Genomic DNA, 23,698 nt, shown 5'->3' on the forward strand with positions numbered 1-23,698 from the left:
GCGCGTGCCGTCAGCGCAGCGGTTCGCGCCGGGGCAGCGGCTTGAGCGGCTCCATCGTGTCCATGTCCCAGTCGGCGGGCACGAAGGCCTGTCGCGTTTCGGCGTGTTTCGGATAACCGCCGACCTCGTCCTCGTGGTCGATGATGCCGCCGCGGCCTTCGATCACGTCGGCCACGATGCGGCGATCGATGTCATCGCGATCCCAGGGCCGCGCGCCGGCGTTCGCAACCACGGAATCCTGCACCTGCAGCGAGGGCAGCAGGCGCACGCCGAAGGGCAGGGGCGGCGGCGCACCGAGCCGGTTGAGCTTGGCCGGACCGGTCGTGTAGCGGCCTTCCTGCGGCAGCGGTTCGCCGAGGCGGTCGACGCTGAGGTTGTCCTCGGCGTAGAAATCCAGGTCCCCGCTGCCGCCGAGCATGAAGAAGGCCAGCGGCTCGGTGGACGGGCCGGCGCGGGTGACATTGCCGCGCAGGATCATCTGCCCGGTGGAATAGGGCTCGCGGCCCAGCCATTCCTCGGCGATCAGGTTGTAGTGCGCCGCACGCTGGCCCGGGTTGTAGACCAGGTTGTTGATCACCTGGCCGCGGGCGCCGCCCTTGAACAGCGGGTTGCGCTCGTAGTTGTGCGCGTAGAGGTTGCCGACGATCAGCACGTCGTTGACGTGGTCGTGGATCAGCGTGCCCTTGGAATGTTCGCCCTTGCCGTGGGTGGCGTGCGCCAGGCCCTCGGCCAGCAGGTTGTTGCTGAAGGTGATGCGGCGCGAGGCGTTCGCCATCCACTCGGCTTCCGACTCGCCGGCGAAGCGGGTGCTGGAGGCCGACAGGTTTTCGTCCGTGGCCCAGGTCATCGAGCAGTGGTCGATGATCACGTCGCGGGCGCCGCGCACGGTGTAGAGCGCGTCGAAGTCCACGCCGGCCCGGCGCGGCAGGCCGGTGGTGCCGGGACGGATGCGGATGTGGCGGATCACCACGTCGTGGGTGGCCACCACCAGGCCGCCGCGGATGAAGGTGATGCCCGGCATCGGCGCGGTCTGGCCGGCCACGGTGAGGAAGGGCTCGGTGATCTTCACTTCCTTGCGGTCCAGGTCGATCACGCCGCCGACCTCGAACACCACGATGCGCGGACCCGGCGTGGCCACCGCTTCTGCGAAGGAGCCGGGGCCGCTGGCCGCCAGGGTGGTGACGCGCAGGATCTTCCCGCCGCGCCCGCCCGGGGTATGCGCGGCCCAACCTTGCGCGCCGGGGAAGGCCAGGGGTGTGTCGGACGGAGGAGTGGCCGCACGGGTTTCCGCCCAGGGCCACAGGGCCAGGGCCGTGGCCAGCAGCAGCCAGAGGCCCAGGCGCGTGCGCTCGGTGCGGCGCCGGCGGTCGCCGGGCGCAGGGGTGTGGTGCGGCATGGTTCCCTCCCAGGATGGCTTGCGAGGCCGGTCCGAGCATGTCGCCCGGCCGGCCGTGTTGTAAATGACACCGGTTTCCTCTATATCAATCATCGCCCCGGGCTGGCTAGTGCCGGTGGCAAACCGCCAGCCCGCCGGGCCAGGAGATCCCCGTGACCACAGGCCGCCCCTCGGGGTCCGCTGACGCCGTCGAATCCGCCGCCGCCGCCTTCGTGCAGGCGCGGTGGGCCGGTCGCGCCCTGCCCGGCTTTCCCGGCACGCCGCCCGCCGACCTGGCCGGCGGCTATGCCATCCAGGACCGGGCGATCGGGCTGTGGCCCGACCGCGTGGCCGGCTGGAAGGTGGGCTACATCTCGCCCGACCGCCGAGACGGCTCGGGCGACGACCGCGTGGTGGGCCCGATCTTCGCCGCCGAAGTGTGGCCGCAGCCGCCGGGCGGAACCCGCGACGTGCCGGTCTTCGTCGGGGGCTTCGCCGCGGTCGAGGCCGAGTTCGTCTTCCGCCTGGCCGCAGACGCGCCGGCCGACCGCGTGCAGTGGTCGGCCCGGGACGCGCTGGCCCTGGTCGCGGCCCTGCACATCGGCATCGAGACCGCCGGCAGCCCGCTGGCTACGATCAACGTGCTGGGCCCGACCGTGGTCGTGTCCGACTTCGGCAACAACGCCGGCCTCGTCCTGGGACCCGAGATCCCCGGTTGGCGCGAGCTACCCGAGGCCGGGCTGGTCTGCGAGACCTTCATCGAGGGCGTGTCGGTCGGACGCGGTGGCGCGGCTTCAGTGCCGGGCGGGCTGGGCGAGGCCCTGGCCTTCGCCCTGGCGCGCTGCGCCCGCCGCGGGCATCCGCTGAAGGCGGGCGACCTGGTCACCACCGGCGCGGCCACCGGCATCCATGACATCCTCGCGGGACAGCAGGCGCTGATCCGCTTCGGCGCCTGGGGCGAGCTGCGCTGCCGCGCGGTCGCCGCCACCGCCCGCACTCCTTCGCTTCCGGGTTCGCCGCCTTGACCGACCGACGACACTTCCTGGGCCAGGCCGCTTGGGCCTGCGCGGGACTCGCGCTGGCGCCGCGGGCGGCCTTCGCCGCCGATGCGCCGCGCCTGCTCACCGCCACCGACGTGCACGTGAAGGACTACCCGACTGTCGCCGCCGTACGCTGGATCGGCGACGCGATGGCCGAGCAGACCGGCGGCCGCGTGCAGCTGCGCCAGTACCACTCGGGCCAGCTGGGCCGCGAGTCGGAGGCGATCGACATGGCGCGCTTCGGCGCGATCGACATCACCCGGGTGTACACCGGCGCGCTGAACAATGCTTTCCCGCTGACCCAGGCGCTGTGCCTGCCCTACGTGTTCGATTCGGTGCCGCATCTTCGGCGCGCACTGGACGGCGAGGTCGGCGCGCAGGTGCTGGGCGGATTCGAGGCACGCGGCCTGGTGGGCCTGGCGATCTACGACAGCGGCGCCCGCTGCTTCTACAACACCCGGCGCGCGCTGCGGGTGCCGGCCGACCTGGCCGGGCTGAAGCTGCGCGTGCCGCCCTCGGACATCTTCATCCGGCTGCTGCGCACGCTGGGCGCCAACCCGACCCCGCTGGCCTTCGGCGAAGTGTTCTCGGCGCTCGAGACCCACCTGATCGACGGCGCCGAGAACAACATTCGCAGCTTCCACTCCAGCCGCCACTTCGAGGCCGCGGGCTACTGGTCGCAGACCGAACATTCCTACGCGCCCGACGTGCTGCTGATGTCGCGCCGCAGCCTGGACGCGCTGCTGCCCGACGACCGCGATCGCCTGCTCGACCTGGCGCGGCAGTCGGTGGCGGTGATGCGCACCGCCTGGGATGCCTCCGAAACCGCCGCGCGCGACGCGGTACGGACGGCGGGTGTGGCCATCAACGATGCCGACATGTCCGCCTTCCGCCGCGCCGCCGAGCCGCTGCTGCGCGAGTACCTGCAGGCGCCCGCGCTGGCTTCGCTCCACCGTCGCATCCGCGACCTGGCCTGAGCCCGACCATGTCCGACGCATCCACCGCTCCCGACCCTGCGCCCGGCCCGCTCGACCGCCTGGCGAAACTGGCCATCGTCATCGCCGCCGCCGCCCTGGTCGGGCTGGTGGCGGTGCAGGGCTGGCAGGTATTCGCGCGTTACGTCATCAACGACTCGCCCAGCTGGACCGAACCGGTGACCCTGCTGCTGCTGAGCACGGCGATGAGCCTGGCCGCCGCGGCAGGCGTGCATACGCAGCGCCACTTCCGGTTCAACCTGCTGGCCGATGCCGCCGGCCCGCGCGCGCAGCGCGCGCTGGCCGCCGCCAGCGAGCTCGTGGTGGTCCTGATCGGTGGCTTCCTGGCGGTCGGCGCGGCCCGGCTGTGGCTGGATGGCCTGGACGTGCGCATGGCCGGTGCGCCCATGCCGCAGAGCATCGCCTACCTGCCGCTGGCCCTGGGTGGCGCGCTGATGGTGGTGTTTGGTTTTGCGCGGCTGGCCGCGGCCCTGCGGCCGGCGCCCGGCGGGGAGGGCTGAGCGATGGCGATCGCGATCCTGTTCCTGCTGTTCGCCCTGCTGCTGCTGATCGGCGTGCCGGTGGCCTTCGCGCTGGCCGCGGCGGCGCTGGCCACCCTGCTGTACCTGGACCTGCCGGCGATCGTGTTCGTGCAGCAGATGGCGGCGGGCAGCGGCTCGGCGTCGCTGATCGCGATTCCGCTCTTCATCTTCGCCGGCGAACTGATGATGCGCGGCGGCATCTCCGAGCGGCTGATCGCACTGGCCGCGGCCCTGGTCGGGCGCATGCGCGGCGGCCTGGGGCAGGTCAGCATCCTGTCCTCGCTGTTTTTCGGCGGCGTGTCCGGCTCGGCCATCGCCGACGTGTCGGCCGTGGGCGGCACGATGATCCCGCAGATGGTCAAGCGCGGCTACGACCGCGACTTCGCGGTCAACGTCAGCATCACCGCCGCGCTGGTGGCGCTGCTGGTGCCGCCCTCGCACAACCTGATCCTGTTTTCGGCGGCGGCCGGCGGCGGCGTGTCCATCACCAACCTGTTCGCGGCGGGCATCGTGCCGGCGCTGCTGATGACCGTGGTGCTGATGCTCACCGGCTACCTGGTGGCGTGCCGCCGCGGTTATCCCACCGAGGCCTTCCCGGGCTGGCAGGCGGTGCTGCTGCGCACCGTCTCGGCGCTGCCGGGCCTGGGCCTGGTGGCCCTGATCTTCATCGGCATCCGCGCGGGCATCTTCACCGCGGTGGAGAGCGCGGCGGTGGCGGTGGTGTACGCGATCGGCGTCACCACGCTGCTGTACCGCAAGCTGGGCTGGCGCGATTTCCTCGAGACCGCAGTTGGCGCGGCGCGCACCACCGGCGCGATCCTGTTCGTGATCGCCGCGGCGGCGGTGTTCGGCTGGCTGCTGGCCTACCTGGCAGTGCCGGCGGCGGCGGTGTCGGCGCTGCAGGCGATAGCGCACGATCCGGCCACGGTGATGGCGCTGATCGTGATCATCCTGCTGCTGCTGGGCACCTTCATGGACCTGGCGCCGATGATCCTGATCTGCACGCCGATCTTCCTGCCGGTGGCCAAGGCCTACGGCATCGATCCGCTGCATTTCGGCGTGGTGCTGGTGCTGGCCGGCGGCATCGGGCTGGTGACGCCGCCGGTGGGATCGGTGCTGTTCGTCGGCACCGCCATCGGCGGCATCAGCGTCGGGCAGGCAATGCGCACGATCTGGCCGTTCTGGCTGGCGGCGCTGGTGGTGCTGCTGCTGGTGGCCTTCCTGCCGGCCCTTTCCCTGTCCCTGCCGGTCCTGCTCAAGTGAGCGGGGCAGGCGGTTAGAATCCCGTGACCATGACCGACACCCGACCCCATCCCTCTGCGCGTGCCAAACCGACGGCCACCGTGACCGGCAGCGGCAGCGGCGCCAACGGCAAGAACACCATCAACGACGTGGCGCGCCTGGCGGGCGTGTCGAAGAAGACCGTGTCGCGCGTGATCAACGATTCGCCGCTGGTGCGTCCCGACACGCGCGAGAAGATCCTCGCGCTGATGCAGCAGCTGGGCTACGCGCCCGATCCGCAGGCACGCGGACTGGCCTTCCGGCGTTCCTTCCTGATCGGGCTGGTGTTCGACAACCCGACCGCGCAGTACATCGTGAACCTGCAGTACGGCGCGCTGGACGCGTTGCGCGATTCCGGCTTCGAGCTGGTGGTGCACCCCTGCGACTCCAAGAGCGAGGGTTACATCGCCGGCATCCAGCGCTTCGCGCAGCAGCAGAAGCTCTACGGCGTGATCCTGATTCCGCGCGTGTCCGAGGACCAGGCGCTGGCCGACGCGCTGCGCGACATCGGCTGCCGCTACGTGCGCATCGCTTCGGTGCCGATGGACGAGCCCGAAAACATGGTGCTCACCCACGACCGCCAGGCCGGCGCCGAAGCCGCCAACTATCTTGAGTCGCTGGGCCACCGGCGCATCGCCCTGGTCACCGGCCCCAAGCGCTACCGGTCCTCGATCGAGCGCGGCGGCGGCTTCACCGAGGCCCTGGCCAAGCGCGGCATCGAGCTGGCGCCCGAGATGGTGTACGAGGGCGGCTACACCTTCGAATCCGGCGTCGCCGGCGCCGAGGCGCTGCTGACCCGCAACCCGCGGCCCACCGCCATCTTCGCCTGCAACGACGAAATGGCGGCCGGCATCTACAAGGCCGCGCTGCGCATGGGCCTGTCCATTCCCGGCGACCTGTCGGTGGTGGGCTACGACGACAGCCCGCTGGCCTCGCAGCTGTGGCCGGCGCTGACCACCATCCGCCTGCCGGTGCGCGACCTCGGCCGCCAGGCCGCGGCGATGCTGCTGGCCGAGAACTGGCCGCGCGCGGCGCAGGCGCCCGCGGGCATTTCGGTGTCGCCGCACCTGGTGGTGCGCGACTCCTGCCAGCCGCCGCAGGCCTGATCCCGATGCCTGCCCCGCGACGTCCCTTTCCGCCCGCGATGACACCGGTAGAACCCGGGCTCCGCACCGCGCTCCAGGAGTGACCATGTACACCAAGACCTACCACGCCACCCACCCCGACATGATGCACGGCGCCAGCAACGACCAGCTGCGCGACCGCTACCTGCTCGATGGCCTGTTCGTGCCCGGGCAGGTGGTGCTGCACTACACGCACTACGAGCGCTTCGTGATCGGCGGCGCCGCGCCCACCGCTGCCCCGCTGGCGCTGCCCGCGCAGACCGAGCCGGCCTCGGCCGCCGGCAAGCCCTTCCTCGAGCGCCGCGAGCTGGGCGTGGTCAACGTGGGCGAGGGCGCGGGCCGCGTCACCGTGGACGGCACCGCGTTCGAGCTCCAGCCGCGCGACGGCCTGTACGTCACGATGGGCAGCGCCGACGTGGTGTTCGAATCACTGGACGCCGCGGCGCCTGCGCGCTTCTACCTGGCCTCCACGCCGGCGCATGCGCGCTTCGAAACGCGGCACCTTTCCATCGCGAACGCGGTGCCGCTGCAGCGCGGCGCGCTGGAGACCTCGAACGAACGCACGATCTACCAGTACATCGTGCCGGCCACCTGCCCGTCCTCGCAGCTGCTGCTGGGCATGACCCTGCTCAACACCGGCAGCGTCTGGAACACCATGCCGCCGCACCTGCACGATCGCCGCTCCGAGGTCTATTTCTACTTCGGCCTGCCCAGGGACCAGAAGGTGATGCACTTCATGGGCGACCCGGCCGACATGCGCCACATCGTGGTGGGCAACGAAGAGGCCGTGGTGTCGCCGCCGTGGTCGATCCACATGGGCTCGGGCACCAGCAACTACGGCTTCATCTGGGCCATGGGCGGCGAGAACCTGGACTATACCGACATGCACGTGCTGGACATCTGCCAGCTCAAGTAAGCCGCACCGGACCGAGGGGAACAGCATGGCAAGCAACGCATTCAGCCTGGAAGGAAAAGTGGCCCTGGTCACCGGCGCCAACACCGGCCTGGGGCAGGGCATCGCCCTGGCGCTGGCCGAAGCCGGCGCCGACATCGCGGGCGCGGGCATCGTCGCGGCAACGGAGACCGAGGCCAAGGTGAGGGCGCTGGGGCGGCGCTTCCTCAACATCGAGGCCAACCTGATCACGATCGAGCCGGTCACACGCATCGTCGAGGAGACGGTGGCGGGGCTGGGCGGGCTGGACATCCTGGTCAACAACGCGGGCCTGATCCGGCGCGCGGACGCGGTGGATTTCAGCGAGAAGGACTGGGACGACGTGATGAACGTCAACATCAAGTCGGCGTTCTTCATGTCGCAGGCGGCGGGCCGGCACTTCATCGGCCAGGGCCGCGGCAAGATCATCAACATTGCCTCGATGCTGTCCTTCCAGGGCGGCATCCGGGTGCCGTCCTACACGGCCAGCAAGTCGGGCATCGCCGGCATCACGCGGCTGCTGGCCAACGAGTGGGCGGCCAAGGGCGTGAACATCAACGCCATCGCACCGGGCTACATGGCCACCGACAACACGGCGCAGCTGCGCGCCGACGCCGAGCGCAACAAGGCCATCCTCGACCGCATCCCGGCCAACCGCTGGGGCGAAGCCTCGGACCTGGGCGGCACGGCGGTGTTCCTGGCCTCGCGCGCCTCCGACTACGTCAACGGCGCGGTCATCCCCGTCGACGGCGGCTGGCTGGCCCGCTGACAACAAATCCGGGGTCAGAGTACGTTTATGTGGTGAAGCCACATAAACGTACTCTGACCCCGGATCTGGCGGGGTTGAGTCAGGGGTCGGTGGGGCGTTTGGGGAAGACGATCAGGATCACCAAGTCCTCTTCGCCCCGTTGCCTGAGGGCATGGCTGTCGCCATTGCGGGTGAGGATGGCGTCGCCGGGGCCGACCTCGCTGACCTCGCCTTCCAGCGTCAGTTCGCCGCGGCCGCTGAGCACGTAGTAGATCTCGTCCTTGTCGTTGGTGTGCAGGCCGATGCTGGCGCCCTTGTGCAGCGCGCGCTTGCGGAACACCATGCGGAAGCCCTCGGCATCCTCGAAGAACGGGTAGGCCGTGGTCTGCCCTTCACCGTCGTGCGGGCCCGGCTGGGTCACGACCAGCGTGGCTTCGTGCTCGACGTAGGAGTCGGCGCGCTTGCCAGCCCCCTGGGCCAGCGGGGACGCCAGGATGGCGGCCATGGCGAGGATGCGGATTGCGGCTTTCATCGTCTTGTCTCCCTGCAGCTTGCATCCAGCTTGCGCCGCGACCCGCGCGGGCCGCAAGCTTGCGCACCAGCGCCCCACGCGCCCCGAAAACAACGCTGCCAGGCGCCCTCCCATGACCCCGCAACAGATCGTCTTCCTTGTCATCCTCGCCTGTGCGCTGGTGCTGTTCGTGCACGGCAAGCTGCGCGTGGACCTCACCGCCATGCTCACCCTGATGGCGCTGGCGCTGACCGGCATCCTGGACGGCAAGGAAGCCTTGTCGGGCTTCAGCAGCGAACCGGCGATCATCGTCGCGGCCGTGTTCGTGCTGTCGGCCGGGCTGGCGTCCACCGGCGTCACCGACCGCATCGGCGCGATGATCGGGCGCGCGGCCGGCGGCAGCGAATGGCGTGCGATCGCCATCACCATCCCGGCGGTGGCCGGGCTGGCCGCGTTCTCTCACCACCTGATGGTGACCGCGATGATGCTGCCGATCATGCTGCGACTGGCGCGCGAGAAATCGCTGCCGGCCTCGCGGCTGCTGATGCCGATGTCGCTGGCGGCCTCGCTGGGCACCACGCTGACCCTGTTCAGCGCACCGGCCTTCCTGCTGGCCAGCGACCTGCTTGAGCGCAATGGCGGCGAAGGCCTGCACGTGTTCTCGATCACGCCGATCGGCTTCGCCCTGGTGCTGCTGGGCCTGGCCTACATGCTGCTGGGCCGCTGGCTGCTGCCGCGCCGCACCGGCAACGGTGGCGAAACCGACTACCTGCGACTGGACCACTACTACACCGAGCTGGTGATCGAAAAGGACTCGCCCTGGGTCGGCAAGGCCTATTCAGAGTTCCAGAAATCCTTCACCGACCGGCTGACCGTGGTGGACTGGCTGCGGCACGGCATGCGCCGGCGCCGACGCGCCGCCGACCAGCCGCTGGAAGCGGGCGACGTACTGCTGGTGCGCACCTCCCCCGACGAGATCGCCTCCATCAAGGACGAGCCGGGCGTCGCCCTGCACGCGGTGGCCAAGTACGGCGAAAACCGCCCGGACGAAAAGACCGAACTGCTGGGCGAAGAGCAGATCGTTCAGGCGGTGGTGGCGCCCAATTCCGAATTCCTGGGCCGCACCGTCGGCGACGTGGATTTCGTGCGCACGCTGGGCGTGGTCGTCGTGGGCCTGTGGCGCCGCGACGGCTGGATCCGCGACGAAGTGTCGCAGGTGGTGCTGCGCGAGGGCGACCTGCTGGTGCTGTGGGGCCGGCAGCAGACCATCTCCGAACTGGCCGCGCACCGCGGCTTCCTGATGCTGATGCCCTTCACCGCGTCCGGCCGCCAGCTGCGCAAGGCGCCGGTGGCGCTGGGCATCATGGCCCTGACCATCGTCGCGGCCGCCACGGAAATCCTGCCGGCGCAGATCGCCTTCCTGGCCGGCGCGGTGGCGATGGTGCTGTCGCGCTGCGTGGACGTGGAAAGCGCCTACCGCAACATCGACGTGCGCATCTTCGTGATGATCGCCGGCGTCATCCCCCTGGGCGTGGCGATGCAGAAGACCGGCACGGCGCAGCTGTTCGCCGACCAGCTGATGCGCTTCGCCGCCGACTGGAGCCCGCTGATGGTGCTGCTGGCGATGTTCTGGGCCGCCGCGCTGCTGACCCAGATCCTGTCCGACGCCGCCACCACGGTGCTGCTGGCGCCGGTGGCGTTCTCGGTGGCCACGGCGCTGGGCCTGCCGCCCGCGCCGTTCGTGGTGTGCACGGCGCTGGGTGCGGTGGCGTCGTTCCTGACGCCGATCGGCCACCACGGCAACCTGCTGATCCTCAACCCCGGCCAGTACACCTTCGGCGACTTCCTGAAGATCGGCGTGCCGCTGACCGTGCTGATCAGCGGCCTGTGCGCGTGGATGGCGCGCTGGCTGTGGCTCGACGGTCCGCTGCTGCCGGCCTTCGGCTGAGCGACGGCGCTCAGCCGAACTGGGCGGCGTAGTCGCGCTCGACTTCGGCGTAGCACTCGCAGGCCGCCTGCTCCAGCGCGGGGCGGTCGAGCACGTGGATCTCGCCACGCCGGTAGGCGATGACGCCGCGGTCCTGCAGCCCGCCGGCGGCGATGGTCACCGCGCTGCGGCGCACGCCCAGCATGTCGGCCAGGAACTGGTGGGTCAGGTGCAGCGGCTCGCCGGCCGTGCGGTCGTGCATCGCCAGCAGCCACCGCGCCAGTCGCTCGTCCACTTCGTGGAATCGGGTGCAGGCCACCGATTGCGACAGCTGCGCCATCAGCACGTACACGTAGCGCTGCAGGCGGTGGCACAGCACCGGGCAGCCGGGCAGGCAGCGCCGGAACTGGGCCGCATCGATGCGCAGCGCGGCGCCGTCGCCCTGCACCACCGCGCGCAGCGGCACGGCGTCCATGCCCAGCACCAGCGAGGCGCCCAGCATGCCCTCGCGACCGATCAGGCCCATTTCCAGCGGCGGATGACCGTGCACCGAGGCGACCAGCGAAATGATGCCGGTGACCGGGAAGTACACGCTGGCATAGTCCTGCCCCGGCGCGCACAGCAGGTCGCCGAACTCCAGGTCGACCGGCTCGGACACCAACAGCAGGCGCTTGCGTTCGGCCGCGGGCAAGGTCGCCAGCAGCTGGTTTTCGGGAGCGTGCTTGGACAAGGCAGGGTCCCTGCAACACGGGACGCGCCGGAACGGCCGGGGAAGGGTGCTGCGCAATCCCGTGGCCCGAGTATGCGCGTTGGTGCCGGCACCCTATGTTCGCTACAGCACGCAGCGGTGGATCAGGCTTTTTTCCGGTGCGGCGGCAGGTAGGGCAGCAGCCGGTCGGTTTCGCGCTTGACCACGGCGTAGCACTCGCAGCTCAGGCGCTCGAGCCGCGGACGATCGAGCACGGTGATGTGGCCGCGGCTGTATTCGATGATGCCCAGCCGCTGCAGCTTTCCGGCGGCATCGGTGACGCCTTCGCGGCGCACGCCCAGCATGTTGGCGATCAGCTCCTGGGTCATGGTCAGCCGGTTGCTGGGCAGCCGGTCCAGCGGCAGCAGCAGCCAGCGGCAGAGCTGCTGGTCGATGGAGTGGTGGCGGTTGCACACCGCGGTCTGCGCCATCTGCGTGATCAGCGCCTGCGTGTAGCGCAGGATCAGGTGCAGCAGCTCGCCGTGACGGTTGAACTCGTCCTTGAGCTTCTGTCCCAGCAACCGGTAGGCGCTGCCGGCACTCTGCACGACGGCGCGGCTGGACGTGCTTTCGCCACCCATGAACAGCGCCACGCCGATCAGGCCCTCGTTGCCCACCACCGAGATCTCGCCCGAGGCGCCGCTTTCCATCACGTAGAGCAGGGAAACGATCGAATCCACGGGGAAGTACACGTGGCGCAGGGTGTCCCCGCTTTCGTACAGCACCTGCCCCAGCGGCAGCGCAACCAGCTCAAGGTGGGGATACAGCCGTTCCTGGACCTCGGGCGGCAGCGCGGCGAGCAGGTAGTTGTGCTGTGGTTGGAACGTCGTGGCCATCGTAACCAGCGCGGGCGCGAAACGGCGTGGGATCGCCCGGAGCCGCAAGCATAGGCGGCTTTTCCGCGTGCCTATGTACGCTAGCACACATAGTCAGTGCACCCGGCGTGCAGCCGTTCAGAACAGCTGGCCCTGCGGCGTGGGGGCACGCGGCGGCACGAAGGCGCCGATGTCGAGCGGCCGGCTGCGCCATTCCGCATAGCCCAACCGGCGCCAGGCGAGATCGAAGCGCGCACGCACCAGCTCGGCCCAGGCGCCGGTGCCGCGCTGGCGCTGGCCGAAGCTGGCGTCGTAATCGCGGCCGCCGCGGCTTTGCCGCACCAGGCTCATCACGTGCTCCGCGCGCTCGGGATGGTGCACGTCGAGCCAGTCGCGGAAATGCTGCTTGAGTTCGTGCGGCAAACGCAGCAGCACGTAGCCGGCGCGGGTGGCGCCGGCCTCGCGCGCGGCTTCCAGCACGTGCTCGAGCTCGTGGTCGTTCACCGCAGGGATCACGGGCGCGAACATGACGCCGGTCGGCACGCCAGCCTCGGCCAGGCGGCGGATGGCCTGCAGGCGCCGGTGCGGCGCGCTGGCCCGCGGCTCCATGCGCGCGGCCAGCCGGTTGTCGAGCGTGGTGACCGACAGCGCCGCGCTGACCAGGCCCTCGCGCGCCAGGGGCGCCAGCAGGTCCAGGTCGCGCTCGATCAGCGCGTTCTTGGTGAGCAGGGTGAACGGATGCCGGCACTCGGCCAGCAGCTCGATCAGCTGGCGGGTGATGCGGTAGCGGCGCTCGATGGGCTGGTAGGGGTCGGTGTTGGTGCCCATTGCGATCGGCGCGCAGCGGTAGCCGGGGCGCGCCAGCTCCGCGCGCAGGCGCTCGGCGGCGTTGGTCTTGGCAAACAGCCGGGTCTCGAAATCCAGCCCGGGTGACAGTTCGAGGTAACTGTGCGAAGGGCGCGCGAAGCAGTAGCTGCAGCCGTGCTCGCAGCCGCGGTAGGCATTCACCGAGCGGTCGAAGGGCAGGTCGGGCGACGTGTTTCGGCTGAGCACGCTGCGCGCCTGCTCTTCGGTGACCTGGGTGCGTGGCGGCCCCGCCGGTTCGCCCTCGTCGAACCAGCCGTCGTCCTGGGCCTCGTGCACGGTGCGTGCGTAGCGACCGGGTGCGTTGCCCGGTGCACCCCGGCCCTTGGTCACCTTGCGGTCGCCCTTGTCTGCGATCATGGCGGCAGGATAATCCCCCGTTGTCTCGCCGTCCGAGACCCGCCCCCGGAGCCCGCATGTCGCTCAATGATCTATGGCCGGAGCTCAAGCCGGTGCTGCTGGGCGTCTGGATCGCCTACCTGTTGGTCTTGGCGGGCTGGATCGTTCTGCAGAAGCGCGAGCCCATCGCGACGTTGAGCTGGCTGCTGTCGCTGGCGCTGCTGCCGGTGCTGGGCCTGGTCATCTACCACTTCTTCGGACCGCAGCGGATCAAGCGGCAGTCGCTGCGCCGCTCGCGCGCGCGCCGCGGCATCGAGGAAGCGCTGCCGCCGCGCGCCCTGCCCGGCGACGACTGCGCCACCGTGGCGCGCCTGGCCCAGGCCAGCACGGGCTTCGCGGCCAGCACCGCCACGCGCGTGGACCTGCTGGTGGGCGGCAAGGCCACCTACGCCGCGCTGCTCGAGGCGATCGCCGCCGCCACCCATCACCTGCACGTGGAGTACTACATCTTCGAGCCCGACCGCACCGGCACGCTGGTGCGCGATGCCCTGGTGACGAAGGCCAGGGCGGGCGTCCGGGTGCGGCTGCTGCTGGATGCGATGGGCTCGGGGCGCTTGAGCCGTCGCTTCCTGGCGCCGCTGGTCGACGCCGGCGTCGAGATCGCCTGGTTCCATCCCATGCGGGTGCGCTGGCTGTGGCGCCCGCGCCTGAACCTGCGCAACCACCGCAAGCTGCTGGTGGTGGACGGGTGCCTGGCCTTCACCGGCGGCATCAACATCACCGATGACGAAAACGAGGGCCTCAACCCCGACGCCTTCCACGACATCCACCTGCGGCTCGAGGGCGAAGTGGTGCGCTGGCTGCAGGTGGCCTTCCTCGAGGACTGGCACTACGCCACGAAGGTGGCGCTGCGCGACCAGAACCTGTGGCCCGACCTGCCCAAGGGCGAGATCCACGCGCAGGTGCTGCCGGCGGGTCCGGACACGCCCTGGGAAGCGATCCACCGCGTGCAGGTGGAGGCCATCCACCAGGCCAACCGCCGCGTCTGGCTGGTGACGCCCTACTTCGTGCCGGGCGAGGCCGCGCGCATGGCGCTGGCCTCGGCCGCGCTGCGCGGGCTGGAAGTGCGGGTCATCGTGCCGGCGCGCAGCGATTCGCGCATCGTCAGCGCCGCCGCGCGTTCCTACTACGACGACCTGCTGGCGGCCGGCGTGAAGATCCACGAGTACGGGCCGCGCATGCTGCACAGCAAGGCGCTGCTGGTGGACGACGAGACCTGCCTGGTCGGCAGCGCCAACTTCGACCACCGCAGCTTTCGCCTCAACTTCGAGCTGTCGCTGCTGGTCAACGACGCCGTGCTCGGTGCCGCGCTGGAAGCCGAGATGCTCGACGACCTGTCGCACAGCCGCGAAGTGAAGATCGACCGTCCGAAGCCGGCCTTCCCGCAGCGGCTGGGCGAGGCCTGCGCCCGTCTTCTGTCGCCCATCCTCTAGCCGGGGCCGCCCCGGCTTGGGCTAAACTGCCCCCGGAGAAACCCGAGGGCATCCCATGCATTGGCTCTACCTGCTCGCTTCCCTGCTCTGCCTGGGCCTGGCCATGATCCGCACCCTGCCGACCATCGGCGTGCTGATCTTCCTGGCCGGCTCGCTGGCCTTCATGGTCGCCTGGATCCTGGGCTGGATGTCGTCGCGCATCTCCAGCCAGTCGCGCGACGTGAGCCACATCATGAGTCCCGAAGAACTGCGCCGCCTGCGCGAGCAGGCCGAAGCGCGCAAGAACGCCGGCCGTCCGCCCGAAGGCAATGCCTGAGGCCGGCCAGCGCACCACGGCCGCGGCTCCCGCCGCGGCCGCCATGTGACATTCCCGGGGAGGGAACACCATGTCCGTCGAAAACCTGCTTATCTTCCTTTTGATCGGTGCACTCGCTGGCTGGCTTGCCGGCGTGGTGGTGAAGGGCCGCGGTCTGGGCGTGCTGGGCAACATCGTGGTCGGCGTCATCGGCGCCTTCCTGGGCGGCTGGCTGCTGCCGCAGCTGGGCGTCAGCTTCGGCGGCACGGTGGGCCTGTTCCTCACCGCCTTCATCGGCGCGGTGATCCTGCTGGCGATCATCCTGCTGATAAAACGCGCCTGAGGCCTGGCCTTGTCTGAAGGAAACGGCGGCCCTGGCCGCCGTTTTCTTTTGTGTCGCTCATGGCGGTTGGGAGCGGCGCGCGCGGATGCCCGCGTCCACGCCGCCTGCGGCCCGACGCCTCAGCGCGGCGTCCCGCGGCGGCAGGCGTCGGAGCAATAGACCACGCGGTCCCAGTCGCGCTCCCATTTCTTGCGCCACTGGAAGGGCCGGCCACAGACGGGACAGATTTTCTCCGGCCGGGGCGCGCGCGGGTCGCGCCTAGCCACCGGCATGGGCGTGCACGCGGTTGCGGCCCGCGCGCTTGGCCGCGTAGAGCGCGGCGTCGGCGCGGCGCAGCAGGGCATCGGGTTCGGTCTGCACGTCGGGCACGAAGCCGGCCACGCCGATGCTGACCGTCATGCCGGCGTCGCTGCCGGCGATCGCCGCGCGCAATGCCTCGGCACGCCGCAGCGCTTCGTCCTGGTGCACGCCGGGCAACAGCAGGGCGAACTCCTCGCCGCCGTAGCGCGCCAGCAGCTCGCGCTGCGGATCATGCTGCGCGGTCAGGCGCTGGGCGATGCCACGCAGCTGCACGTCGCCTTCCAGGTGGCCGTGTTCGTCGTTGTAGGCCTTGAAGTTGTCCACGTCGATCATCAGCACCGACAGCGGGCGGCGCTGGTCCAGGCAGCGGTGCCACTCGCGGCGCAGGCCGTTCTCCAGCGCACGCCGGTTGGCCACGCCGGTCAGGGCATCCTCGGTGACCAGTTCGGCCAGCTTGCGGTTGACCTCTTCCAGCTCGCGCGTGCGTTCGGCGATGCGGCCCTCGAGCCGGCGGTTGGCCGCCAGGTAGCGTTCGGTGCGCTGGCGCACCAGCCAAAGCGCAAACGCCACGCCCAGTGCGCAGACCGCCACCACGGCCAGCGCCAGCAGCCACCACTGCTCGTACCAGCGCGGCTGCACCTGGAACTGGTAGCTCATGGCTGCGGCCTGGCGGCCGTTGCGCGTGCGCGCCTGCACTTCCAGCACGTAGTCGCCGGCCGCCAGCGCGCGGATGAACAGGTCGCGGTCGGTCCACGCGCTCCATTCCGGGGTGACGCCGTGCAGCAGGTAGCGGAACTCGGCGCCACTCTCCAGGCTCACCATGCCGAAGCGCAGGTTGAGGCTGTGGCCGGGCGGCACCGGCACCGGGCCGGCCGCGCTGCGGGTCGGCAGCACGAGCACGTGGCCGTCGGGTCCGCGGGCCTGCACGCTGTCCATGCCCAGCGTCAGGGGCTGGGGTCGTGGCGCGGGTTCGCTGGCGTCGAACTGCAGCAGGCCGTTCCAGGTGGCGATGCGCAGCACGCCGTCGCGGCTGACGCGCAACCAGGAATAACCGGCCGCCGCGTCCGAACCCGGATACAGCGGCTGCCAGTCGGCGCCCGGGCGGGGGCGGTGCAGCAGCTGGCGCGAGGTATAGGCGTAGGCGCCCAGTGGCGTCTCTTCCACCACCAGTTCGTGCGGGCGGTCGACCAGAGTGAAGGGCGGGGCCAGGTCGGGCACGAAGCGGTCGCCCTCGAGCCGGAAACCGCGGCTGCCGCTGACGGCGTGGATGCGGCCGTCGAGTTGGTAGAGGCTGGTGCCCGCCTGGGCGTCGACGGCCAGGCCGCGGTCGTCGGCGTAGGTTTCGCGCGAGATCACCGTGCCGGCGTCGAGGTCCAGGCGCCAATGCTGCGCGGGTCCGCGGGTATCGCCCATCCACAGTTCGCCGGGCCCGCCCTCTTCCACGCCATAGGTGCTGATGCCGTCGAGCGGGATGGCCGAGGCCAGCTGCCAGCGTCCCTCGCGTTCGCGCAGCAGCAGCAGGTCGGAGGCGGTGATGCCGTAGACCAGACTGGGGTCGTGGCGGGACCGCAGGAAGCCGTAGACGCCGTGGTAGTCGTGCCGGTAGAGCGAACGCGGCGTGCTGGCGCCGGGGTCCAGCACCAGCAGGCCTTCGCGCACGCCGATCATCAGGCCGGCGTCACTGGAGTGCAGGGCCGTGGCTTCGAACTCGGTCCAGGGCAGGGCCTGGTGCACCAGTTTGCCCTCGGCACCCGGCACGAGCCGCGCGACGCCGCGGGTGGACGCCAGCCACAGCGCGCCCTGGTGCCATTCGAAATCGCTGGGGCTTCCCGCCAGTCCCTGGGCTTCGCCCAGGAAGGTCCAGGGCGAGGGCAGGGACAGGCGCACCAGGTTGCCTTCGGTGGCCGCCCAGACGCCGCCTTCGCGGTCCAGCCCCAGCTCCTGGATGCCAAATCCGCCCAGGTCCACCTGCTCGCGCAGGCGGAAGTCCTGGCCGATGCGGAACAGCTCGCCGTCGAGCGTGCCCACCACCAGGCTGCCGTCGTCCAGTCCCTGCGCGACATAGTTGCGCTTGCCGGCTAGCAGTTTGCCGGCCTCGCCCGGAAGCGCGGCGATGCCCTGCGCATCGGCGCGATACATTCCGTCGCGGCTCACCAGCAGGCGCCAGTCGCCCTTGTCCACGAGGCCCGCCAGCACGCGATCCTTGAAGACGTCGCCGCCAGGCTCGAGTTCGAACTTTCCATCCACGAACCGGCAAAGGCCGCGTCCCTGCACGCGCGCGTACAGCGTGTCGCCGGCCAGGTAGAAGCTGCGGACGTCGCTGCTGGTTTTCCACCGCTGCGCAGGGGCCTTGGAATACGGCACGAAGTACAGCGCGAACTCGGCGCGGAAGTACACGCCCTGCGGCGTCGGCAGGACTTCCCAGACGATGCCGACGTGGCGCTTGTCGCCGCGCAGGCCGGCGCGCTCAAGCAGTTCCTCGTAGCGGTAGTGGCCGTCGCTGCCGCGCACCAGGCGTCCGAAGGTGTCGTAACCACCCACGTAGACCAGGCCATCGGTGCCGGTGGCGAGCGAACGGCCGGGCGAGCGGCCGGGCAGCGTGGTCAGCAGCCAGTCGACGCCGTCGTAGCGAAGCACGCCCTCCAGGTTGCCGACGAAGACTTCGCCGCTCGGCGCGGTCGTCACCGACAGGTAGCTGGGCGTGGCCTTGGTGTCTTCGGCGGAAAACTCGCGCAGCAGTGGCGAGCCGGGGATGGCGTCGGCATGGCAGGGCGGCGCTGCCAGCAAGGTGGCGGCGAGCAGCAGTACGGCAGGGACAAGGCGGTTGGGGAACATCCGCGGATTATCACGCAAAGGCCGCAGGCAATCCGGACACCGGGCGGGTTTTCGCGCGGGGCCCGGGCGGGGTAGGCTGGCGGGATGACCGTACTCAGCGTCAACGTCAACAAGGTGGCCGTGCTGCGCAATTCGCGCGGCGGCAGCGAACCCTCGGTGGTGGCGGCCGCGGAGGCAGCCATCGCGGCAGGGGCCGGAGGCATCACCGTGCATCCGCGCCCGGACCAGCGCCACATCCGGCCCGACGACGTGCAGGCCCTGGCCGCCGTGGTTGCGGGCCGGGTCGAATACAACCTCGAGGGCAATCCCTTCGCGCCGCCCCGGCCCGGCTATCCCGGCTTCCTGGCGCTGGTGCGGGCCGTGCGTCCGCAGCAGGCGACCCTCGTGCCGGACGGCGACGGCCAGCTGACCTCGGACCACGGCTTCGACCTGGCGCGGGATGCCGCACGGCTGGCGCCGCTGGTCGCCGAGCTCAAGGCCATGGGCGTGCGGGTGTCGCTGTTCATGGATGCCGGGGCACCGGGCCTGGCGCAGGCCGCGGCTCTGGGCGCGGACCGGATCGAGATCTACACCGGGCCCTACGCCGAGGCGCATGCGGCCGGCGACCCCGGCGCGGCGCTGGCCCTGTGTGCCGCCACCGCGCGGGAGGCCCGGTCGCTGGGCCTCGGCGTGAATGCCGGCCACGACCTGAGCCAGGCCAACCTGGGCGATTTCCTGGCCGCGGTGCCGGGGGTGCTGGAGGTGTCGATCGGCCACGCGCTGTTCGGCGAGGCCCTGCATGCGGGCCTGATGCCCACCGTGCGGGCCTACCTGGACATCATTGCGCGGGTGGGCCCGCACCGCTGAGGGCGGTGCGGGCGCGGGTGCCGGTCAGGGTTCGACCAGGCCGATGTTGTCGATGCCGGCCCGGCGGGCCACTGCCATCGCGGTGGCCGCGGACTGGTAGTCTGCATCCGCATTGACCTCCAGCTTGAGCACGCCGTCAGGCTGGGCCTGGCGCCATTGGGCCAGGCGGGCCTGCAGGGCCACCGGCGTCATGGCCTCGCCTTCGAGCCGGAACAGGTCGCCGGGGTCCACCTGCAGCTGCAGGGTTTCGGGTTCGACCACGCGCTCGGGCGGCACGCCGTGGGGCAGGCGCAGGGAATTGCGGAAGTCCAGCATCGGGGCGGTGACCATGAAGATCACCAGCAGCACCAGCATGACGTCCACCAGAGGCGTGATGTTGATGTCCGACATCGTGTCCGTGTTGCTGCTTGCGGCGGCGAAGGCCATGGCGCTACTCCTGTCGGGGGGTGGCGACTTTCCTTCTACGCTCCTGGGCAGGCGGCTTGCAAGCGCTTGTTGGGAGGTGCTGGCGCCGGGCGTACCGCGCGACCAAAAAAAACGCCGCCCGGAGGCGGCGCTGCTGCAGGTGCGGGAAGCTCGGCTTACTGGCCGGGATCCACGAAAGCGATCTTTTCCATGCCGGAGTTCTTGGCGCGAGCCAGGACCTTCGCGAGCATTTCGTACTGTGCATCCGGGTCCGTTTCGATTTCCAGGGTCGGCTGCTGCGCACGCTGCGCTTCAACTTCCAGCGACGACTGGAGCACCGAGATCGGAATCGGCGAGTTGTTCCAGGTGACGGTGCCGCCCGCCTCGATCCGCAGGCGGATCGGCTCGGGCGGATCCTTAGGCTGCGGCGGCGGATTGGACGTCCGCTGCGGCAGGTCGACCTGGATCTGGTAGGACAGGGCGGGCGCGGTGACCATGAAGATGATGAGCAGCACCAGCATCACGTCCACCAGGGGCGTGACGTTGATGTCGGCCATCGGGCCGGTACCGGAGTTCGAGGCGAATGCCATGCTGGGTTCTCCTCAGCGCTCGGGGGTGGACACGAAGCCCACCTTGCGGATACCGGCCAGACGCACCTTCTTCACCACGTCGGCAATGACCGAATACTTGGTGACGTTGTCGGCGCGCACGTCCACCTGCGGCTGCGGCGTGCGCTGGGCGAGGACCGCCAGGCGCGCGTCGAGCATGTCGGCCGTTACCGCTTCATCGTTCCAATACACCTTGCCTGCAGACGTCACGGCCAGAGTGATCGGTGGAATGTCGATGGGCGGCTTCTCTGCCAGGGTGGCCTGCGGAAGCTCGACCTTGACCTTATGCGACATCAGCGGCGCGGTGATCATGAAGATGATCAGCAGCACCAGCATCACGTCCACGAGGGGCGTGACGTTGATGTCGGCCATCGGGCCACCGCCACCAGAGTTGCTTGAAAAGGCCATGACGGCTGCTCCTGGTTAACCTGTCGTCCGGATCAACGCTTGGCCGGCATGTCGCCGACGCGCGAGCCGGTGGCGAAGAAGTCGTGCAGGTCGTGCGCGAAGGTGTCGAACTTGGCGTAGGTGTTGCGGTTGGCGCGGTTGAAGGCGTTGTACGCAAGCACGGCCGGGATCGCGACGAACAGGCCGAGGGCGGTCATGATCAGCGCCTCGCCGACCGGGCCCGCGACCGCGTCGATGGACGCCTGGCCGGTGGCACCGATGCGGATCAGGGCGCCGTAGATGCCCCACACGGTGCCGAGCAGGCCGACGAAGGGCGCGGTGGCGCCGACGGTGGCCAGCCAGGTCATGCCGTTCTCGAGCTTGGCGCTTTCACGCGTCACGGCCTGGCGCAGGGCGCGGTCGATGAACTCGGAGCGGTTCAGGGCGTCCACCAGGCGGCTGCCTTCGTGGCGCTGGTGATGGGCGGCGGCCTGGGCGCAGTCGAGCGCGATCTTCGAGAAGGGCTCGTTGGCCGGCTGCTCTTCCATGAAGCGGATGGCGTCCTGCGCGTTCGGGGTTTCCCAGAAGGTGCGGACGACGGTGTCGGCGCGGCTGGAGACCACGGCGTTCTTGATGGCGTTGACGATGGTGTACCACCACGAGCCGAACGACATCACGACCAGCATCAGGAACACGACCCAGGAGACGAAGAACTCGCCCGGATCGGCGGTCATTTCCTGGAAGAGGTGGGAGAAACCCATCTGGGAGAGGGCTTCCGCGTTGTTGGCAGCGCCGCCAGCGGCGGCCGGCGCGGCGGCGGCGACGGTGAGGAGGATGTCCTGCAGCATAAGAGTGCCTTTCTTTGTGATTAACCGTTTACGGGAATGTCGGCTTGGCGTTACTTGGGCGGAGTGAACTTCACGGGGACGAGCACATCGCCACCCACCTTCTGGCCACCACGCATGCCGGGATTGAACTTCCAGCGGCGTGCCGCATCCATGGCGGCGCGGTCGAGGTTGCGGTTGCGGCTCGAACTCTGGATGGCGACGTTGAGCACGTTGCCGGCGGCGTCGATGGTGACGCGCAGGACAACGGTGCCGCCCACGCCTTCACGGGCTTCCTTGGCCGGGTAGCGCGGCTGGTTGAGCGCGCGGCCACTGATGTCCTCGGAGGGCGCGAAGTCGGCCGGCGGGGCGGGCGGCGACGGCGGAGCCGGCGGCGGGGCCTCGATGTCGATCGGGCTCGGGTCGTCGAACACCACCGGCGGCTCTTCCGGCGGCGGCGGAACCGGCGTCGGCTTGGGCTGCTCGATGATCTTCTGGACCACCTTGGGCGGTTCCGGCGGCGGCGGCGGCGGCGGCGGGGGCGGCGGCGGCGGTTCGATGAAGCTGACCTGGGTCACTTCTTCTTCCTTGTCCGCCTGCTCCGGCGCGGCCGGGGGCACCAGCATCAACATGAAGGCAACCGCATGGAGCGCGATCGCAAACGCGTTGCCGCCGATTCGTGCCCAGCTGATGCCCTGGGGTGCGTTTTCGTAGTTGTAATTCTTGTCCGTCATGCGGGTGGCGGCTCGAGCTCTCGGTCGGTCGGCGTTCAGCCGTGACCCGCCGAACACCGGCGGGAACTTGTTAGCTTATACGAAGGTTACCGGTTTACCAACCGATCAGCGGGAGATCTGGGCCAGCGCCTTCTGGGCTTGTTCCCGGGTGCTGGGGTCCTTGGCGGCTTCACGGTAGGCCGCGGCCGCGGCCGCCTGGTTCTCCAGATAGTACTCGGCGCGGGCGATGGCCATCCAGGCTTCGCCCGGCTTCTTCACACCCTTCGCCAGGGCCTGCTGGCCCGCGGCCTTGGACTCTTCGTTGCGGTCTTCCTGGCCAAGGATCTGGGCGAGGAACAGCGCGGGCTCGCCGTCGGTGGCGATCGGCGCGGCCTTCTGCGCGGCGGCGATGGCGGCCGGGATGTTGTCGCTGAAGTAGTGCGACTGGGCCAGCAGCGCGTAGGTCTTGCCGTCGGCCGGCAGGATGGACTTGTCGATGCCTTCCTGCAGCACGGCGGCCGCGTCGGCCTCGCGCTCCATGTTGTAGTAGGTGCCGAACAGGCGCTGGTAATCGTCGGCGGTGGTCAGCAGGCCACGCTTGCGGGCGTCCTCGAGCAGGGCGACGGCCTTGTCCTGCATGTCGGCGTTGCCGTACAGCGCCGCCAGGTTCATCAGCGCCTTCTTGTCGTCCGGGTTCTTGCGCTGCAGCTCTTCGGCCATCTTCACGGCCTCGCCGTCCTGGCCGAGTTCGGCGTAGCTGGCCATCAGCATCTGCTGCCACTGCGCGTCGGGGGCGTCGGGCTTGAGCTCCATGGCGCGCTTGAGCGGCGCGATGGCCTCGGCGTACTTGTCGTTGTTGTAGTAGTTGGCGCCCAGCAGGCCGTAGACCTCCGGGTTGGTGGTCTTGGTTTCGTCGATCACGCGCTGCAGCAGCGGGCCGGCCTTGTCGTACTGCTCGGTGTTGATGTAAACCGAGGCCAGGCTGAGCATGGCGGTGTAGTGGTTGTCGTTGGACAGCGCGTTCTCGGCGATTGCCTTGCTCAGGTAGGTTTCGGCGCGGGCGTCGTCGTCCAGGCCGATGGCGGCGCTGCCGGCCAGCAGGTAGGCCATGGACTTGTCATAGGCCTGGGCCTTGTCGTTGGCGATGATTTCCTCGGCCGCGGCGATGGTCTCGTTTTCCTTGCCGTCGGCGCCGTAGGCGTCCTGCAGCTTCTTGATCTGGCGCGAGAGGCGCGAGGAGTAGCCACCCTTGGGTTCTTCGCGGGTCGCTTCCGGGTACTGGGATTCGACCTTCTCTTCCTTCGCCTTGCGCTCGGCGTTGCGGCGCGAGGTGGCATCCGCGTCAACGGTCGCGAACGAACCGGCAAGCAGGATGGCAGTGGCAAGGGCGAACGAACGTTGGACCTTCATGGGTAACTCCTTGGCGCCGC

25 protein-coding genes are annotated in these 23,698 nt (G+C 69.9%); 12 read left to right on the forward strand and 13 right to left on the reverse strand.

Annotation, left to right across the window (positions count from 1 at the left end; translation table 11 throughout):
• Positions 1 to 10: 10 nt before the first annotated feature.
• On the reverse strand, positions 11 to 1,396 hold the full coding sequence (locus ACOQFR_RS08135; protein ID WP_421380566.1) for a pectate lyase family protein: 1,386 nt from the start codon (positions 1,394 to 1,396) through the stop codon (positions 11 to 13).
• A 152-nt stretch (positions 1,397 to 1,548) separates the two neighbouring features.
• Between ACOQFR_RS08135 and ACOQFR_RS08140 the strand changes: the two genes are divergently transcribed.
• The 7 genes from ACOQFR_RS08140 to kduD all read left to right on the forward strand — a co-directional run bounded on the left by ACOQFR_RS08140 (position 1,549) and on the right by kduD (position 8,036).
• Positions 1,549 to 2,400 (forward strand): 2-keto-4-pentenoate hydratase, encoded by an 852-nt coding sequence (locus ACOQFR_RS08140; protein ID WP_421380568.1) that lies wholly within the window; start codon positions 1,549 to 1,551, stop codon positions 2,398 to 2,400.
• Entirely contained in the window at positions 2,397 to 3,392 is a 996-nt protein-coding gene (locus ACOQFR_RS08145) for a TRAP transporter substrate-binding protein (RefSeq protein ID WP_421380570.1), read from the forward strand. The genes ACOQFR_RS08140 and ACOQFR_RS08145 overlap by 4 nt, the downstream gene beginning before the upstream one ends.
• A gap of 8 nt (positions 3,393 to 3,400) precedes the next feature.
• Complete coding sequence (locus ACOQFR_RS08150; protein WP_421380572.1) at positions 3,401 to 3,910, forward strand: TRAP transporter small permease; 510 nt, start codon at positions 3,401 to 3,403, stop codon at positions 3,908 to 3,910.
• Between the two features lie 3 nt (positions 3,911 to 3,913).
• Positions 3,914 to 5,194 carry a TRAP transporter large permease gene (locus ACOQFR_RS08155; protein ID WP_421380574.1) on the forward strand — a complete coding sequence of 427 codons (1,281 nt, stop codon included), beginning with the start codon at positions 3,914 to 3,916 and terminating at the stop codon, positions 5,192 to 5,194.
• A gap of 29 nt (positions 5,195 to 5,223) precedes the next feature.
• A complete protein-coding gene (locus ACOQFR_RS08160; protein ID WP_421380576.1) occupies positions 5,224 to 6,318 on the forward strand; it encodes a LacI family DNA-binding transcriptional regulator in 1,095 nt (364 codons plus the stop codon).
• A gap of 79 nt (positions 6,319 to 6,397) precedes the next feature.
• Positions 6,398 to 7,252, forward strand: a complete 855-nt coding sequence (gene kduI / locus ACOQFR_RS08165; protein WP_421380578.1) for a 5-dehydro-4-deoxy-D-glucuronate isomerase — start codon at positions 6,398 to 6,400, stop codon at positions 7,250 to 7,252.
• Between the two features lie 25 nt (positions 7,253 to 7,277).
• Positions 7,278 to 8,036, forward strand: coding sequence for a 2-dehydro-3-deoxy-D-gluconate 5-dehydrogenase KduD (gene kduD, locus ACOQFR_RS08170; RefSeq protein ID WP_421380580.1), 759 nt, complete (start codon positions 7,278 to 7,280; stop codon positions 8,034 to 8,036).
• Between the two features lie 79 nt (positions 8,037 to 8,115).
• Here kduD and ACOQFR_RS08175 read toward each other — a convergent pair whose 3' ends face one another.
• Positions 8,116 to 8,547: a cupin domain-containing protein gene (locus tag ACOQFR_RS08175; protein ID WP_421380582.1), complete on the reverse strand. Its 432-nt coding sequence runs from the start codon at positions 8,545 to 8,547 to the stop codon at positions 8,116 to 8,118.
• A 112-nt stretch (positions 8,548 to 8,659) separates the two neighbouring features.
• On the opposite strand from ACOQFR_RS08175, the gene ACOQFR_RS08180 reads away from it, so the two are divergent.
• Positions 8,660 to 10,474 carry an SLC13 family permease gene (locus ACOQFR_RS08180; protein ID WP_421380584.1) on the forward strand — a complete coding sequence of 605 codons (1,815 nt, stop codon included), beginning with the start codon at positions 8,660 to 8,662 and terminating at the stop codon, positions 10,472 to 10,474.
• Between the two features lie 10 nt (positions 10,475 to 10,484).
• On the opposite strand, the gene ACOQFR_RS08185 is transcribed toward ACOQFR_RS08180, so the two are convergent.
• From ACOQFR_RS08185 to ACOQFR_RS08195, 3 genes are all read right to left on the reverse strand, one after another.
• Positions 10,485 to 11,183: a Crp/Fnr family transcriptional regulator gene (locus tag ACOQFR_RS08185; protein WP_421380586.1), complete on the reverse strand. Its 699-nt coding sequence runs from the start codon at positions 11,181 to 11,183 to the stop codon at positions 10,485 to 10,487.
• A gap of 122 nt (positions 11,184 to 11,305) precedes the next feature.
• Positions 11,306 to 12,037: a Crp/Fnr family transcriptional regulator gene (locus ACOQFR_RS08190; protein ID WP_421380589.1), complete on the reverse strand. Its 732-nt coding sequence runs from the start codon at positions 12,035 to 12,037 to the stop codon at positions 11,306 to 11,308.
• Between the two features lie 117 nt (positions 12,038 to 12,154).
• Positions 12,155 to 13,240: a PA0069 family radical SAM protein gene (locus tag ACOQFR_RS08195; protein ID WP_421380591.1), complete on the reverse strand. Its 1,086-nt coding sequence runs from the start codon at positions 13,238 to 13,240 to the stop codon at positions 12,155 to 12,157.
• 56 nt (positions 13,241 to 13,296) lie between these two features.
• Between ACOQFR_RS08195 and cls the strand changes: the two genes are divergently transcribed.
• The 3 genes from cls (at position 13,297) to ACOQFR_RS08210 (ending at position 15,350) form a co-directional block, all read left to right on the forward strand.
• Complete coding sequence (gene cls / locus ACOQFR_RS08200; RefSeq protein ID WP_421380593.1) at positions 13,297 to 14,712, forward strand: cardiolipin synthase; 1,416 nt, start codon at positions 13,297 to 13,299, stop codon at positions 14,710 to 14,712.
• Between the two features lie 55 nt (positions 14,713 to 14,767).
• The gene (locus ACOQFR_RS08205; RefSeq protein WP_421380596.1) at positions 14,768 to 15,028 is read left to right on the forward strand and encodes a hypothetical protein; all 261 of its coding nucleotides are present in this window, start codon (positions 14,768 to 14,770) and stop codon (positions 15,026 to 15,028) included.
• A 70-nt stretch (positions 15,029 to 15,098) separates the two neighbouring features.
• Positions 15,099 to 15,350 (forward strand): GlsB/YeaQ/YmgE family stress response membrane protein, encoded by a 252-nt coding sequence (locus ACOQFR_RS08210; RefSeq protein ID WP_421380598.1) that lies wholly within the window; start codon positions 15,099 to 15,101, stop codon positions 15,348 to 15,350.
• Between the two features lie 119 nt (positions 15,351 to 15,469).
• On the opposite strand, the gene ACOQFR_RS08215 is transcribed toward ACOQFR_RS08210, so the two are convergent.
• Together ACOQFR_RS08215 and ACOQFR_RS08220 are read right to left on the reverse strand one after the other, a co-directional pair.
• The gene (locus ACOQFR_RS08215; RefSeq protein WP_421380600.1) at positions 15,470 to 15,622 is read right to left on the reverse strand and encodes a DUF2256 domain-containing protein; all 153 of its coding nucleotides are present in this window, start codon (positions 15,620 to 15,622) and stop codon (positions 15,470 to 15,472) included.
• Positions 15,609 to 18,485, reverse strand: a complete 2,877-nt coding sequence (locus ACOQFR_RS08220) for a diguanylate cyclase (RefSeq protein ID WP_421380602.1) — start codon at positions 18,483 to 18,485, stop codon at positions 15,609 to 15,611. Before ACOQFR_RS08220 ends, ACOQFR_RS08215 begins: the two co-directional genes overlap by 14 nt.
• An 84-nt stretch (positions 18,486 to 18,569) precedes the next feature.
• On the opposite strand from ACOQFR_RS08220, the gene ACOQFR_RS08225 reads away from it, so the two are divergent.
• Positions 18,570 to 19,331: a pyridoxine 5'-phosphate synthase gene (locus ACOQFR_RS08225; RefSeq protein ID WP_421380604.1), complete on the forward strand. Its 762-nt coding sequence runs from the start codon at positions 18,570 to 18,572 to the stop codon at positions 19,329 to 19,331.
• A 24-nt stretch (positions 19,332 to 19,355) separates the two neighbouring features.
• Here ACOQFR_RS08225 and ACOQFR_RS08230 read toward each other — a convergent pair whose 3' ends face one another.
• The 6 genes from ACOQFR_RS08230 to ACOQFR_RS08255 form a co-directional block, all read right to left on the reverse strand.
• Positions 19,356 to 19,757, reverse strand: a complete 402-nt coding sequence (locus tag ACOQFR_RS08230) for an ExbD/TolR family protein (RefSeq protein ID WP_421380606.1) — start codon at positions 19,755 to 19,757, stop codon at positions 19,356 to 19,358.
• 155 nt (positions 19,758 to 19,912) lie between these two features.
• A complete protein-coding gene (locus tag ACOQFR_RS08235) occupies positions 19,913 to 20,326 on the reverse strand; it encodes an ExbD/TolR family protein (protein WP_421380609.1) in 414 nt (137 codons plus the stop codon).
• Positions 20,327 to 20,338: 12 nt separating this feature from the next.
• Positions 20,339 to 20,752 (reverse strand): ExbD/TolR family protein, encoded by a 414-nt coding sequence (locus tag ACOQFR_RS08240; RefSeq protein ID WP_421380611.1) that lies wholly within the window; start codon positions 20,750 to 20,752, stop codon positions 20,339 to 20,341.
• Positions 20,753 to 20,784: 32 nt separating this feature from the next.
• On the reverse strand, positions 20,785 to 21,579 hold the full coding sequence (locus tag ACOQFR_RS08245; RefSeq protein ID WP_421380614.1) for a MotA/TolQ/ExbB proton channel family protein: 795 nt from the start codon (positions 21,577 to 21,579) through the stop codon (positions 20,785 to 20,787).
• Positions 21,580 to 21,629: 50 nt separating this feature from the next.
• Positions 21,630 to 22,289 (reverse strand): energy transducer TonB, encoded by a 660-nt coding sequence (locus ACOQFR_RS08250; RefSeq protein WP_421380616.1) that lies wholly within the window; start codon positions 22,287 to 22,289, stop codon positions 21,630 to 21,632.
• Between the two features lie 105 nt (positions 22,290 to 22,394).
• Positions 22,395 to 23,678 carry a tetratricopeptide repeat protein gene (locus ACOQFR_RS08255; RefSeq protein WP_421380618.1) on the reverse strand — a complete coding sequence of 428 codons (1,284 nt, stop codon included), beginning with the start codon at positions 23,676 to 23,678 and terminating at the stop codon, positions 22,395 to 22,397.
• Positions 23,679 to 23,698 lie beyond the last annotated feature (20 nt).

This window comes from Arenimonas sp. MALMAid1274 (assembly GCF_049195245.1).
Classification (GTDB): Bacteria; Pseudomonadota; Gammaproteobacteria; order Xanthomonadales; family Xanthomonadaceae; genus Arenimonas.

What these genes read in the sequence shown, in the direction of transcription:
- ACOQFR_RS08135 (WP_421380566.1), bottom strand. Translation starts at nt 1,396, where the DNA reads ATGCCGCACCACACCCCTGCGCCCGGCGACCGCCGGCGCCGCACCGAG.
- ACOQFR_RS08150 (WP_421380572.1), top strand. Translation starts at nt 3,401, where the DNA reads ATGTCCGACGCATCCACCGCTCCCGACCCTGCGCCCGGCCCGCTCGAC.
- ACOQFR_RS08155 (WP_421380574.1), top strand. Translation starts at nt 3,914, where the DNA reads ATGGCGATCGCGATCCTGTTCCTGCTGTTCGCCCTGCTGCTGCTGATC.
- ACOQFR_RS08160 (WP_421380576.1), top strand. Translation starts at nt 5,224, where the DNA reads ATGACCGACACCCGACCCCATCCCTCTGCGCGTGCCAAACCGACGGCC.
- kduD (WP_421380580.1), top strand. Translation starts at nt 7,278, where the DNA reads ATGGCAAGCAACGCATTCAGCCTGGAAGGAAAAGTGGCCCTGGTCACC.
- ACOQFR_RS08175 (WP_421380582.1), bottom strand. Translation starts at nt 8,547, where the DNA reads ATGAAAGCCGCAATCCGCATCCTCGCCATGGCCGCCATCCTGGCGTCC.
- ACOQFR_RS08180 (WP_421380584.1), top strand. Translation starts at nt 8,660, where the DNA reads ATGACCCCGCAACAGATCGTCTTCCTTGTCATCCTCGCCTGTGCGCTG.
- ACOQFR_RS08190 (WP_421380589.1), bottom strand. Translation starts at nt 12,037, where the DNA reads ATGGCCACGACGTTCCAACCACAGCACAACTACCTGCTCGCCGCGCTG.
- ACOQFR_RS08195 (WP_421380591.1), bottom strand. Translation starts at nt 13,240, where the DNA reads ATGATCGCAGACAAGGGCGACCGCAAGGTGACCAAGGGCCGGGGTGCA.
- cls (WP_421380593.1), top strand. Translation starts at nt 13,297, where the DNA reads ATGTCGCTCAATGATCTATGGCCGGAGCTCAAGCCGGTGCTGCTGGGC.
- ACOQFR_RS08205 (WP_421380596.1), top strand. Translation starts at nt 14,768, where the DNA reads ATGCATTGGCTCTACCTGCTCGCTTCCCTGCTCTGCCTGGGCCTGGCC.
- ACOQFR_RS08210 (WP_421380598.1), top strand. Translation starts at nt 15,099, where the DNA reads ATGTCCGTCGAAAACCTGCTTATCTTCCTTTTGATCGGTGCACTCGCT.
- ACOQFR_RS08215 (WP_421380600.1), bottom strand. Translation starts at nt 15,622, where the DNA reads ATGCCGGTGGCTAGGCGCGACCCGCGCGCGCCCCGGCCGGAGAAAATC.
- ACOQFR_RS08220 (WP_421380602.1), bottom strand. Translation starts at nt 18,485, where the DNA reads ATGTTCCCCAACCGCCTTGTCCCTGCCGTACTGCTGCTCGCCGCCACC.
- ACOQFR_RS08225 (WP_421380604.1), top strand. Translation starts at nt 18,570, where the DNA reads ATGACCGTACTCAGCGTCAACGTCAACAAGGTGGCCGTGCTGCGCAAT.
- ACOQFR_RS08230 (WP_421380606.1), bottom strand. Translation starts at nt 19,757, where the DNA reads ATGGCCTTCGCCGCCGCAAGCAGCAACACGGACACGATGTCGGACATC.
- ACOQFR_RS08235 (WP_421380609.1), bottom strand. Translation starts at nt 20,326, where the DNA reads ATGGCATTCGCCTCGAACTCCGGTACCGGCCCGATGGCCGACATCAAC.
- ACOQFR_RS08240 (WP_421380611.1), bottom strand. Translation starts at nt 20,752, where the DNA reads ATGGCCTTTTCAAGCAACTCTGGTGGCGGTGGCCCGATGGCCGACATC.
- ACOQFR_RS08245 (WP_421380614.1), bottom strand. Translation starts at nt 21,579, where the DNA reads ATGCTGCAGGACATCCTCCTCACCGTCGCCGCCGCCGCGCCGGCCGCC.
- ACOQFR_RS08250 (WP_421380616.1), bottom strand. Translation starts at nt 22,289, where the DNA reads ATGACGGACAAGAATTACAACTACGAAAACGCACCCCAGGGCATCAGC.
- ACOQFR_RS08255 (WP_421380618.1), bottom strand. Translation starts at nt 23,678, where the DNA reads ATGAAGGTCCAACGTTCGTTCGCCCTTGCCACTGCCATCCTGCTTGCC.